The following is a 12,765-nucleotide window of genomic DNA, read 5'->3' as shown; positions in this document are numbered from 1 at the left end:
GTCAACCACAAGGATGGCAACCGTGGCCCAGCACTCTCCCTCTTTCTCCGCCCTTTCCCCCTTGCTGCAGGAGCAGGCCCGGCGCCACTGGCAACGGCTGCTCGACCTGGCACCCGACCATGGCGCCCTGCCGGAGCCCACCCGCCAGACCCTGCTGACCCTGTTCGGTCTCTCCGATTTCGTCGCCGACTCCCTTATCAAGCAGCCCGAGTTGCTGGGACCGCTGCTCGCCTCCGGCGATCTGGCTCAGGCCGAACGCTGGCCCGCCTACGAGGACGATCTCGCGGCCCTGCTCGCCGGGGTCACGGATGAAGAGGCGCTCAAGCGCATCCTGCGCCAGTTCAGACGCAGCCGCATGCTGGTGATCGCCTGGCGCGAGCTGCTGGGTCATGCGGCGGTGGAAGAGAGCTTCATCCATCTGACCAAGCTGGCCGATGCCCTCATCTGCGGTGCCCGCGACTGGCTCTACGCCAGACAGTGCGACGAACTCGGCACCCCGGTGGATGGCAACGGCGATCCCCAGCCCCTGCTGATCCTCGGCATGGGCAAGCTCGGCGGCGGCGAGCTGAACTTCTCATCGGACATCGACCTCATCTTCACCTTCCCGGAGAACGGCTACACCGTCGGCGGGCGGCGCGAGCTCGCGAACCAGCAGTTCTTCATCAAGCTCGGCCAGCGTCTCATCAACGCCCTGCACCAGAGCACGGTCGACGGCCAGGTGTTTCGGGTCGACATGCGACTGCGCCCCTTCGGCGACGCGGGGCCGCTCGCCATCTCCTTCGCCGCCATGGAGGACTACTACCAGCACCATGGCCGCAACTGGGAGCGCTACGCCATGGTCAAGGCGCGGGTGCTGGGCCCCCAGTGCGAGCACGCCCAGGCCCTCACCGAGCTGCTGCGCCCCTTCGTGTTTCGCCGCTACATCGACTTTGGCGTCATCGACGGCCTGCGCCAGATGAAGGCGATGATCGCCGCCGAGGTGCGCCGCAAGGGGCTGGAGGGCAACATCAAGCTCGGCGCCGGGGGCATTCGCGAGGTGGAGTTCATCGCCCAGGCGCTGCAGCTCATTCGCGGCGGCCGCGAGCCCGCCCTGCGGGTGCGCCACCTGCCCGAGGCGATCGCGGCCATCGCCCGGTGCGGTGCCCTCGAGGGGGACCAGTGCGAGCGCCTGCTCGTGGCCTACCGCTTCCTGCGCCGGGTCGAGAATATCCTGCAGGAGATAGGCGATCAGCAGACCCAGACCCTGCCCACCGAGGAGCGGGATCGTCAGCGGCTGATCGCGTCCCTCGGCTTCGATGACTGGGCCGCCTTCATGGCCCACCTGGACGAGGAGATGGCCGCCGTCCACCGGGAGTTTGTCGCCGTGGTGGGGGAGGAAAAAGAGGCCCCCGCCCATCTGGAGCAGCTCTGGCTCGATCTCTGGCGCACCGAGCTCGACGCCGCCGAACTGGAGCTACTGCTGACCGCGCAGGGGGTGGCCGAGCCCGTTCCGCTCTGCGGTGCCCTGCTGCGCTTCAAGGAGGAGTACAAGCGCCGTCAGGTGGGCCCCCAGGGGCGGATCGCCCTGGACTGGCTGATGCCGGAACTGCTGCGCCTGGTGGTGGCGAGCCGCGAGCCCGCCCGTCTGTTCGAGCGGGTCTGCACCCTGCTGACCCGCATCTTCACCCGCAGCGCCTACCTGCAACTGCTGGCGGAAAACCCCGCCGCCCTGCGCCAGCTGGTGCGATTGTGTGACGAGAGCAACCTGGTGAGCGAGCAGCTCGCCCGCTACCCCATACTGCTGGACGAGCTGCTGGATCCCCAGCACCTCTACCACCCCACCCCGCTGGATCAGTACAAGCCCCAGCTGCGCCAGTTCCTGCTGCGCATCCCCGAGGAGGACGTGGAGCAGCAGATGGAGGCGCTGCGCCAGTTCAAGCAGGTGCAACTGCTGCGCATCGTCGCCGCCGACATCGCCGGCGCCCTGCCGCTGATGAAGGTGAGCGACCACCTCACCTGGCTGGCGGAGGCGATCACCGAGGAGGTGGTCAATCAGGCCTGGGCCCAGATGAGCGAGCGCTACGGCGTGCCCCCCGAGGTGGCACTGAGCGGCCAGCGCGGCTTTGCCGTGGTGGCCTATGGCAAGCTCGGCGGCATCGAGCTCGGTTACGGCTCGGATCTCGATCTGGTGTTCCTGCACGGCGGTGACCCCAACGGCCAGACCGACGGGCGCAAGCCCATCGACAGCCGCCAGTTCTACCTGCGCCTGGCCCAGCGGATCCTGCATCTGTTCAGCACCCGCACCCCGTCAGGGATCCTCTACGAGATCGACATGCGGCTGCGCCCCTCCGGCGACTCGGGGCTCCTGGTCTCGTCCCTGTCGGCCTACGAGCAGTACCAGCAAAACGAGGCCTGGACCTGGGAGCATCAGGCCCTGGTGCGGGCCCGCCCCATCTATGGCGATGATGCCGTGGTCGCCGACTTTGCCCGCATCCGCCGCGACGTGCTGGCCAAAGAGCGCGACCTGCCGACCCTGGCCCGCGAGGTGCGGGAGATGCGCCAGAAGATGCGGGATCACCTGCTCAAGGCGGGAGAGGGAGAGTTCGATCTCAAGCAGTCCCCCGGCGGCATGGTGGACATCGAGTTCATCGCCCAGTACCTGGTGCTGGCCCACGCCTGCGGCGAGCCGGAGGCGCTGACCCGCTGGTCCGATAACGTGCGCATCTTCGACGAGTGCGTGATGGCGGGGGTATTGACCCTGGAGCAGGCAGAGGGGCTGAAACACGCCTACCTGGAGATACGCAACCTCGGCCATCGCCTCAATCTCTCGGAGATCTCCCGCAAGGTGGGGGACGACCAGTTGCCGCGAGAGCGGGGCCATGTACTGGCGGTCTGGCAGCAGCTGCTGGGGGAATAAGCAGAAGAAGGGGGCGCCATGGCGCCCCTTCTCGTTGACGGGATCATGGTTGACGCTGGTTCAGCGCCCGCCAGCCACATCCATAAAGCTGCCGGTGACGTAGGAGGCCTCGTCCGACAGCAGCCAGGCGATGGCGGCCGCCACCTCACGGGGTTCGCCACCCCGTTGCAGCGGAATGTTGCCCTTGATCCTGTCCACCCGGCCGGGCTCACCGCCGTCCGCGTGCATCTCGGTGTAGATAAAGCCCGGACGCACCCCGTTGACCCGGATCCCCTGAGGCGCCACCTCCAGCGACAGCCCCCTGGTCAGCACGTCGACGGCCCCCTTGGCGGCGGCGTAGTCCACGTACTCCCCGGGGGAGCCCAGGCGCGCGGCGGCGGAAGAGACGTTGACGATGGCGCCCCCCGCCGTCATGCGGCGCACCGCCTCGCGGCAGCAGAGAAAGCAGCCGGTGACATTGGTGGTCAGGGTCTGGTTGATGCGCTCGGCGCTCATCTCCAGCACCCTCATCTGCCGCTGCAGCCTGCCGGCGTTGTTCACCAGGTGAGTGACGGGCCCGAGCCGCGCGTCCATCTCCTCGAACAGGCGCACCACCTCGGCCTCCTCACCGACATCCGCCTGCACCGCGATGCACTCGACCGGATACCCCGCCCGGATCTCGGCCACCAGCGCCTCGGCCGCCGCCCTCTCCTGGCGATAGTTGAGGCACAGATGATACCCCTGCGCCGCCAGATGGCGGGCCGTCGCCGCCCCTATGCCCCGGCTGCCGCCGGTGATCAGCACCCGTTTGTTCATGAACCCTCCTGGTTCCGGTGTCGATGACTGCCCAGGATAGTACCCCATCTTGCTGACCCAGCCTCGCCCCATGGCGCCATGTTTCACAACAAAGAGCCCGCACGGGGCGGGCTCTTGTGGCAAGGCACGGGAGACGGGCTATTTGAACAGCCCCTTGAGCAGCTGATCCGCCGCCCCCTTGATCCCCTCGTCGTCGGCCTTGTCTCCCAGCAATTTTTTCAGGCCGCGCTCGGCCTCCTTGCGGGCCTTTTCCTCCAGCACCTTGTTGTTGCTGAGCAGCGCCTTCACGTCGAGCCGGTAGCTCGGCGCCTGCCAGTGGCCACCGATGCGCACCGGTATGGTGATGTCCTTGAGCTCGTCCACGCTCTTGCCCCCCTGCCCCTTGCTGCTCTCCACCACCGAGGTGAGGAACAGGAAGTCCAGGGTCTCCGGCACCAGGGCGGTCTGACCCTGCCCCTTCACCCGCAGGGCGGGGGCGAAGAGCTGGATGTCGTCGCTCCTGGCAACCCCGTTGGCAATCTGGAAGCTGGCGGTGAGGGCACTGAAGTCGGTCTTGCGCACCTCCTTCACCTGATCCGCCCCCTTGCCGGTCAGGGTGGCCCGCGCCTCGCGGATCATCTCCGCCAGGTTGATGCCGTGCAGGGCGCCGTCGCTCAGCCTGAGGCTGGCCTTGCCCTGCATCCGGCTGCGCAGCGCCTGCTCGGACAGTCCTGAGCCCTGCACCTCGACCTCCAGATCCCCCTTGCCTTCCAGCAGATCGGTCTGGGCCAGGGTCTGCAGCAGCGGCCGCACCTCGACCCCCTGCACCCGCTTGCTGATCTGATAGCGAGCGGGCTGCTGACGGGCATCGAGCACGCCGCTCGCCGTCACCTGACCACCAGCCACCCCGGCGCTGAACTGCTTGAGGGTAAGCTGACCACCGGCCAGGGCGAGCTGCAGATCGACGGCGCTGAGATCCAGCCCCTTGAGGCGCAGGCTGCCCAGTTGCAGCCGGCCGGTCAGATCCACCGCCTTGAGGGCGGCCAGGTCAGGCTCTTGCGTTGAGAGCGCCTTGGCGGCGGGGGCGGCGGTCTGTGCCGGCGCCCCGGCCGGCGCTGCAGCACCCGAGGTGGCGGTCGCAGGCGCCACCTTGGCCGGCTGACCCAGCCAACTGTCCAGGTCGAGCTTGTCCCTCTTGAGATCGAACTCGACTCTGGGCACGGCCCCCAGCTGCACTGTGCCGCTGCCGCTCAGCAGGACATCGTCCGCCCCCATCACCAGGTTGCTGAGGGTGACGCTCTGCTTGTCCAGCTCGGCGCGGGCAAAGCCGGCGAGCTTGAGCTGCATCTGCGGACGCGGCAGGGCATCGCCGCTGAGCTTGGCGGCCAGCACGGCATCCGACAGCTCCAGCAGTTGCCGGTTCTCGTCGAGCCGCGCCTTGAGGGTCCCCTCCAGGGTACCGGCCAGGGTCGGCTTGTCCGCCGCCCCCTGGGCTCCCTGCAAACTGAGCGTGAGACTGCTCCACTGTCCCAGCGCCAGCCGATCGGCCTTGAGGGAGAAGGCATCAAGCCGCTGCGCCGGCTGGCTCAGGCTGCCGCTGAGGTTGAGATCCTTGAGCTCGCTCTTCATGGCCTCCCGGGCTGGTTTGAGCTGGGCCTGACCCTTGAGATCAAAGGCCAGATCCCCCTGGGCCCCCTTGGCGGCCAGGGTCACGGGCACCCACTCCCCCGGGGTCAACTGCCCCAGATCGAGATCCAGCCGGTCGAGCCGGGAGACGGTGCCGCTGCGATCGTCCCGCACCAGGGCGCTGGCATCCACCAGCGCGATGCCTTGCAGGCTGATCTGCCAGGGCTGCTCGTCGCTGGCGGCAGGCTCGGAGGCCGCCTCCCCCTTGGGCTCGGCGGAGGCCTGGAGCAGATCCCTCAGGTTGGAGCTGCCGTCGGCCTTGGTCTGGATAAAGAGATGGGCACCGCTCAGGGTCACCTTGCCTATCTCCAGCCGATGGGAGAGCAGCGGCAGCAGGCCCACCGAGGCCTCACCCTGCTCGAAGCGCACCAGGTCGGGTTCGGCGAAACCGGCGGGGTTGCGCAGCGCCACCTTCTCGAGGGAGAGGCCGAGGCTCGGCCAGAAACGCCAGCCGATCTCCCCCTCCATCACCAGCTCGCGGCCCGTGCTCTTGCGCACCTGTTCCGCCAGCTGGGGCTTGAACTGATTGGGATCGATGAGGGACACCAGGGCGGCGATGGCCACCACGGCCGCCAGCGCCAGTCCCAGCAGGATGTAGATGATCTTCTTCACGACGGACTCCTTGAATGCGGATCTTGTGGCTGACTATACCACCGGGGGGATAACAGATGGGGCCCGTCTGTCAAAACAGGTTGCTGGCGAGACAGGGATGGTCGCAGGCCGGCGTTCAAACGCGCGGCAATAAAAAGGGCCCCGCAGGGCCCTGATGTCACAAGATGGCAGATCGCTCCCGGTTGCCAGCGTCACCCCGCTCAAGGCTGGTGCGGCAGTTGCCGGTAGCCCATCTCGTACAGGGTGAAGGCATAGATGTCCGCGCTCTGCTCGATAAGCTTGGCCACCGGCGTCCCCGCCCCGTGCCCGGCATTGGTCTCGATGCGGATGAGCTGGGGGTGGGGGCCGGCATCGTCGGCCTGCAGGGTGGCGGCGAACTTGAAGGAGTGGGCCGGCACCACCCGATCGTCGTGATCCGCAGTGGTCACCATAGTCGAGGGATAGCTGACCCCGGCCCGGACGTTGTGCAGCGGCGAGTAGCCCTTCAGGTAGTCGAACATCGCCTCGCTGTCGGCGCTGGTGCCATAGTCATAGGCCCAGCCCGCCCCGGCGGTGAAGCTGTGGTAGCGCAGCATGTCGAGCACCCCCACCGCCGGCAGGGCGACCCGCATCAGATCCGGCCGCTGGGTCATCACGGCCCCCACCAGCAGACCGCCGTTGGAGCCACCGCGGATCGCCAGCCGATCGGTACGGGTGTAGCCCTCGGTCTTGAGGTACTCGGCCGCCGCGATGAAGTCGTCGAACACGTTCTGCTTGTTCATCCTGGTGCCCGCCAGGTGCCAGGCCTGGCCGTACTCGCCGCCCCCGCGCAGGTTGGCCACCGCATAGACGCCCCCCAGATCGAGCCAGTTGGCCACCGACACGCTGAAGCTCGGAGTCAGGCTCACGTCGAAGCCGCCATAGCCGTAGAGGATGGTCGGGTTGCTGCCATCGCGTTTCAGCCCCTTGCGGTAGCTGATGATGAGCGGCACCCGGGTGCCGTCCTTGCTCTGGTAGAAGCGCTGCTCACAGACGTAATCCTCAGGCTTGAACGGCGCCGCCGAGGCGCGATAGAGGCTGATGGCGCCGCTCTTGGGCTCGAACCGGTAGAGAGTGGGCGGCTGGGCATAGTGCTCGAAACCGAAGTAGAGGGCGGGATCATCGTGCTTGCCGTTGAAGCCGCTGACGCTACCAAGGCCGGGCAGCGCCACCTCGCGCACCCGCTTGCCCTCGTAGTCGAACTGCTCGACCCGGGCGGTGGCATCCATCATGTACTCGGCGAACAGATAGCCGCTGCCGCTGTGCACCGTCAGCACCTGCTGACGCTCGGGGATGAGATCCCGCCAGCGGGCCGGCCCCGGGTTGGCGGCATCCACCGTCACCAGCCGGCGGTTGGGAGCGTCCCGGTTGGTCAGCAGGTAAAGGGTGCCGCCCTTGTTGTCCACCAGGCTCACGTCCGCGCCCAGATCTCCCTGCACCGTCAGCAGCGGCGCGTTCTCCTGGCTCAGATCCTTCACATAGAGGCGGTTGCCCGAGGTGGAGTTCGCCGCCGAGATGAGCAGGAAGCGGTCATCTTCGGTGACGGTCGCCCCCACGTAGCGGTGGTGCTGGGCCGGGATGGCGCCAAACACCAGCCGGTCATCCTCCTGCGCCGTGCCGAGCCGGTGGAAATAGACCTTGTGCTGATCCGTCCTGGCCGACAGCTCGCTGCCATCTGGCTTGTCGTAGCTCGAGTAGAAGAAGCCCTCGTTGCCGAGCCAGCTGATGCCGCTGAACTTCACGTCCTTGAGGGGCGCCTCCAGCGGCTGTTTGCTCTCTACGTCCATCAGGTGGATCTCGCGCCAGTCGCTGCCCGCCAGCGATAAGGAGTAGGCCAGGATGCGGCCGTCCCGGGAGAAGCTCAGCTGGTCCAGCGCCGTGGTGCCGTCGGGGCTGAGGGTATTGGGATCGAGGAACACCTCGGCCGGCTTGCCCTCCTGCTGGCGCCACAGCACGTTCTGGTTCTGCAGGCCGTCGTTCTTGAAGAAGTAGTGGTAGCGCCCCTCGCGAAACGGCGCCCCCTCCTTGGCGTAGTTCCAGGACGAGGCCAATTGCTCCTTGATGGCGGCCCGATACGGGATCTGCGCCAGATAACCCTGAGTCACCCGGTTCTGGGCCTCGACCCAGGCCTCGGTCTCGGGGCTGCGGTCATCCTCCAGCCAGCGATAGGGGTCGGCCACGGCCTGGCCGAAGTAGTGATCCACCTGATCCCCCTGGCGGGTGACGGGGTAGTGAAGGCGCGCTTTCCCTGACATGGCATCCTCTCTGGTTGGCTGGCCGCTGCACGCACACAGCAGTGACAGGGCCAGCAGGCTGACAAAGGCTCGCATCGAGGCGGCTCCCTGCGGTTTGAGTGAAACGGGCAGGGTAACAAAGAGCGCCGGATGGCCCAACCCCCCGACCGGTGGCAGAGGGTGGCCCGCCGACAAAGGGGAGCCATATGAACTTTTTCGCTTAAGTTTGCCGCTTTATTTTGTTTGTTATCCGGCCCCTGGGTCGCAGGATGGAATAAGACACCAGCCAACGTGAGCCATTCAGGATAAAGCATGCCGTACAGCTACCTATCACATCTGCGGTGCAGCAAGACCGGCGAGATCCATGATGCCGATCAGCCCCAACAGCTGAGCCGGGTCGGTGCGCCGCTGCTAGCCAGCTACGACCTCGAGGCCCTGAAGCAGGCCTGGCACCCGGCCGCCCTGCTGGGTCGTCCCGCCAGCCTGTGGCGCTACCACGAGCTGCTGCCGGTGCGCGACCCCGCCCAGGTGGTCACCCTGGGGGAAGGCTTCACACCGCTCTTGCCCCTACCTACTCTGGGCAAGCAGATCGGCATTCCGGATCTCTGGATGAAGGATGAGAGCGTCATCCCCACCGGCTCCTTCAAGGCCCGGGGCGCCGCGGTCGGCGTCTCCCGCGCCCGGGAACTCGGCGTCACCCACTTCGCCATGCCCACCAACGGCAACGCCGGTGCGGCCTGGGCGCTCTACGGCGCCCGCGCCGGGCTGCGCAGCACCATAGTCATGCCCCAGGCGGCCCCCGCCATCACCAGGCTGGAGACCTCGCTGGCCGGTGCCCGCCTCTATCTGGTGGACGGCCTCATCAGCGACGCCGGCCGCCAGGTGGCCGAGGCGGTGGCCGAGCAGGGACTGTTCGATGCCTCCACCCTCAAGGAGCCCTATCGCATCGAGGGCAAGAAGACCATGGGGCTGGAGATCGCCGAGCAGCTCGGCTGGACCCTGCCGGACGTCATCCTCTACCCCACCGGCGGCGGGGTCGGCCTCATCGGCATCTACAAGGCGCTGCGGGAACTGCAGGAGCTGGGGCCGCTGCCGCGGCTGGTGGCGGTGCAGGCGAGCGGCTGCGCCCCCATAGTCCAGGCCTGGCAGCAGGGGAAGCACGAGTCTCGCTTCTGGCCCGACTCCCAGACCCTGGCCTTTGGCATCAACGTGCCCAAGGCGCTGGGGGACTTTCTGGTGCTGGACGCCCTCTATCGCACCGAGGGCTGCGCCGTCGCGGTGGACGACAGGGCCATCCAGGCAGAAATTCGCCAGCTCGCCTCCCAGGAAGGCAGCTTCGTCTGCCCGGAAGGGGCGGCCGCCTTCGCCGCCGCCCGCCAGTTGCGGGAATCGGGCTGGATCCAGGGGGGCGAGCGGGTGGTGGTGCTCAACACCGGCGCCGGCATCAAGTACCCGGACGCCATCACGGTCGTGCCCCAGCGGCTGCGCCGCGACGGGAGGATCCCGGCATGAGCTTCGACTGGTCCTTTGTCCTCAGCACCCTGCCGGCCTTCGGCCAATCGGTCTGGGTCACCCTGCAGCTCGGCGCCATCGTGATCCTCACCTCGCTCGTCGTGGCCCTGCTCAATGTGACACTGCTCGGCCTGCACCGGCCCTGGCTGACCCGGGTGATCCGCGCCTATGTGGAGCTGGCCCGCAACACGCCGCTGCTGATCCAGCTGTTCTTTCTCTACTTCGGGCTGCCGGCGCTCGGCATCTCGCTCTCCGGATTTGCCACGGTGGTGATCGCCATGACCTTCCTCGGTGGCGGCTACCTGACCGAGGCGCTGCGGGCGGGCATCGGGGCTGTGCCCCCCAGCCAGCTGGAGGCGGGGCGGGCCATCGGCCTCTCCCGCTGGCAGTTGCTGCGCCATGTGCAGCTGCCCCAGGCCTGGCTCGCCAGCCTGCCGGCGCTCTTTGCCAACTTCATCTTCCTGTTGAAAGAGACCACTGTGGCCTCGGCGGTGGCGGTGCCCGAGCTGCTCTACACCACCAGGAACTACATCGCCCTCTACTACAAGACCTACGAGATGCTGGCGGTGCTGATCTTGATGTGCGTGCTGATCTTTCTGCCGCTGTCCCTTGCCCTGCGCGTCGTTGAAAGGAGGCTGCAATATGGTCAGTTCGGTCACTGAATCGCTGATGCAGGCATCGATCGTCCTGCTGCCACCATCCGACACCGATGCAGAGAAAAGGAGGGATCGATATGGTCAGTCCGGTCACTGAGCAGCTGACGCAGGCGCTGCCGCTGCTGGCGGTGGGCGCGGGCCAGACCCTCGCCATCTCGCTGCTCGCCATCCTGTTCGCCACCCTGGGCGGGGTCGGTTACGGCGTGCTGGCCCAGCAGGGGGGAAGGCTGACTCGGGGAGTGTTGCGAGTCTATCTGGAGCTGTTTCGGGTAGTGCCCGTGCTGGTCTGGCTCTACCTCTTCTTCTTCGGGCTGCCGATCTTCTTCGGCCTGGATATCCCGGCCTTCTGGTGCGCCGTGCTGGTGCTGGCCCTGTGGGGCGCCAGCGAGGTGGGCGAAGTGGTGCGCGGCGGCCTCAAGTCGCTCGCCCGCGGCCAGCAGGAGGCCGGTCTGGCGCTCGGGCTCTCCCGCTGGCAGCTCTATCGCCACGTGCTGCTGCCCCAGGCGCTGCAGCGGCTGACGCCGCCGACCATCAACATCCATACCCGCATCATCAAGACCAGCTCGCTGGCGGTGCTGATCGGGGTGGTGGAGGTGATCAAGGTGGGCCAGCAGATCATCGAGCGTACCTATGGCTCGCTGCTTATCTACGGTCTGCTGTTCCTGTTCTTTTTTCTGGTCTGTTATCCGCTCTCGCTCGCCTCGCGCCGGCTGGAGCAACAATGGGGGTAATGCGGTATGACACCTCTGCTTGAGCTCAATGCCGTCAGCAAACAATTCGGCCAAAACCGGGTACTGGATGAGGTCAGCCTCACGGTGAACACCGGGGAAGTGATCGTCATCCTGGGGCCGAGCGGCTGCGGCAAGAGCACCTTGCTGCGCACCCTCAACGGGCTCGAACCCATTCAGGGGGGCGAGATCCGCTTCGATGGAGAGCGGCTGGATGCCAGCACCGACTGGCAGCGGCTGCGCCAGCGGATCGGCATGGTGTTCCAGAGCTATCACCTCTTTCCCAACCTGACGGTGCTGGAGAACGTGCTGCTCGGCCCTCTTCAGGTGCAGAAACGGGAGCGGGCCGAGGCCCTGCTGCAGGCGGAACAGCTGCTGACCCGCATCGGTCTGTGGGAGCGGCGCCATGACTATCCGCGCCAGCTCTCCGGCGGCCAGCAGCAGCGCATCGCCATAGTGCGGGCCCTGTGCATGAACCCCCAGGTGATGCTGTTTGACGAGGTGACCGCTGCGCTGGACCCCGAGATGGTGCAGGAGGTGCTGGAGGTCATCCGGGATCTCGCCGGCAGCGGCATGACCCTGCTCATCGTCACCCACGAGCTGGCGTTCGCCCGGGCGGTGGCGGATCGCATCGTCTTCATGGACGGCGGCCACATCCTGGAGCAGGCAGCCCCCCATCAATTTTTCGAGAACCCGCGCAGCCAGCGCGCACGCCAGTTCCTCGCCAAGTTTTCTTATACAACTGTCATCAAACGAAAGGAGTCAGCATGAAAAAAATCACCTCGGTTCTGTTTAGCGCCCTGATCGGCCTCGGCCTCGCCAGCGGCGGCGCCCAGGCGGCGGACGGTTCCCTTGCCAAGATCAAGGAACGCGACAAGCTCATCGTCGGCGTCTTCACCGACAAGCCCCCCTTCGGCTATGTGGACGAGAAGGGCAACTACGTGGGTTTCGACACCGATCTCGGTCGCCGCTTCGCCAAGGACCTGCTGGGGGACGAGAACAAGGTCGAGTTCGTGGCGGTGGAGCCCGCCAGCCGCATTCCCTTCCTGCAGAGCGACAAGGTGGATCTGATCCTCGCCAACATGACGGTGACCCCGGAGCGGCGCCAGGTGGTGGACTTCACCAACCCGAACCTGCGAGTGGCGGTACAGGTGCTGGTGCCACAAGGGAGCCCGGCCAAGAAGCTCGACGATCTGGCCAGCAAGACCCTGATCGTGACCACCGGCACCACGGCGGACATCTGGCTGACCCGCAACCACCCGGACTGGCAAGTGCTCAAGTTCGAGAAGAATTCCGAATCCCTGCAGGCGCTGGCCCAGGGCCGTGGCGACGCCTACGCCCAGGACAACCTGGTGCTCTTCAGCTGGGCCAAGGAGAACCCGGGCTATCGGGTGCTGCCCGAGAAGCTGGGCTCGGAAGACCCCATAGCGCCGGCGGTGAAGAAGGGCAATATCGAGCTGCGTGACTGGGTCAACGACCGCCTCGCCAAGCTGGGGGAAGAGAAGTACCTGCTGAAACTCTACGACCAGTATGTGCGCGACAAACTGAGCGCCGATACCGATCCCAACGACGTGATAGTGGAAGGAGGCAAGTGGCAGGGCTGAGCCTGCCGAGGGAAGTGCTGAGTGTGAAGTGTGTGATCTTTGGTT

Annotated in this window: 9 protein-coding genes; 6 read left to right on the top strand and 3 right to left on the bottom strand. The window is 66.7% G+C overall.

The genetic code is table 11. The features are described from left to right. Positions 1–22: 22 nt before the first annotated feature. Positions 23–2,896, top strand: a complete 2,874-nt coding sequence (gene glnE / locus R2B70_RS03110) for a bifunctional [glutamate--ammonia ligase]-adenylyl-L-tyrosine phosphorylase/[glutamate--ammonia-ligase] adenylyltransferase (RefSeq protein WP_318162615.1) — start codon at positions 23–25, stop codon at positions 2,894–2,896. Between the two features lie 60 nt (positions 2,897–2,956). Here the strand turns inward: glnE and R2B70_RS03105 are convergent, their stop codons facing one another. The 3 genes from R2B70_RS03105 to R2B70_RS03095 form a co-directional block, all read right to left on the bottom strand. Then, complete coding sequence (locus R2B70_RS03105) at positions 2,957–3,691, bottom strand: SDR family oxidoreductase (protein ID WP_318162614.1); 735 nt, start codon at positions 3,689–3,691, stop codon at positions 2,957–2,959. 138 nt (positions 3,692–3,829) lie between these two features. Then, positions 3,830–5,968, bottom strand: a complete 2,139-nt coding sequence (locus R2B70_RS03100; protein WP_318162613.1) for an AsmA family protein — start codon at positions 5,966–5,968, stop codon at positions 3,830–3,832. Between the two features lie 200 nt (positions 5,969–6,168). Next, positions 6,169–8,316 carry a prolyl oligopeptidase family serine peptidase gene (locus R2B70_RS03095; protein ID WP_318162612.1) on the bottom strand — a complete coding sequence of 716 codons (2,148 nt, stop codon included), beginning with the start codon at positions 8,314–8,316 and terminating at the stop codon, positions 6,169–6,171. Between the two features lie 216 nt (positions 8,317–8,532). On the opposite strand from R2B70_RS03095, the gene R2B70_RS03090 reads away from it, so the two are divergent. The 5 genes from R2B70_RS03090 to R2B70_RS03070 all read left to right on the top strand — a co-directional run bounded on the left by R2B70_RS03090 (position 8,533) and on the right by R2B70_RS03070 (position 12,720). Then, a complete protein-coding gene (locus R2B70_RS03090; protein ID WP_318162611.1) occupies positions 8,533–9,732 on the top strand; it encodes a threonine synthase in 1,200 nt (399 codons plus the stop codon). Next, a complete protein-coding gene (locus tag R2B70_RS03085) occupies positions 9,729–10,394 on the top strand; it encodes an amino acid ABC transporter permease (protein ID WP_318162610.1) in 666 nt (221 codons plus the stop codon). Before R2B70_RS03090 ends, R2B70_RS03085 begins: the two co-directional genes overlap by 4 nt. Positions 10,395–10,465: 71 nt before the next feature. Further along, the gene (locus R2B70_RS03080; protein WP_318162609.1) at positions 10,466–11,119 is read left to right on the top strand and encodes an amino acid ABC transporter permease; all 654 of its coding nucleotides are present in this window, start codon (positions 10,466–10,468) and stop codon (positions 11,117–11,119) included. 6 nt (positions 11,120–11,125) lie between these two features. Next, on the top strand, positions 11,126–11,887 hold the full coding sequence (locus R2B70_RS03075) for an amino acid ABC transporter ATP-binding protein (protein ID WP_318162608.1): 762 nt from the start codon (positions 11,126–11,128) through the stop codon (positions 11,885–11,887). Next, positions 11,884–12,720 carry a transporter substrate-binding domain-containing protein gene (locus R2B70_RS03070; protein ID WP_318162607.1) on the top strand — a complete coding sequence of 279 codons (837 nt, stop codon included), beginning with the start codon at positions 11,884–11,886 and terminating at the stop codon, positions 12,718–12,720. Before R2B70_RS03075 ends, R2B70_RS03070 begins: the two co-directional genes overlap by 4 nt. Positions 12,721–12,765 lie beyond the last annotated feature (45 nt).

The organism is Aeromonas sp. XH, assembly GCF_033348475.1.
GTDB lineage: Bacteria > Pseudomonadota > Gammaproteobacteria > Enterobacterales > Aeromonadaceae > Aeromonas > Aeromonas sanarellii.
The sequence above is the reverse complement of the archived record's forward strand: the minus strand, read 5'-3'. Positions and strand labels throughout refer to the sequence as shown.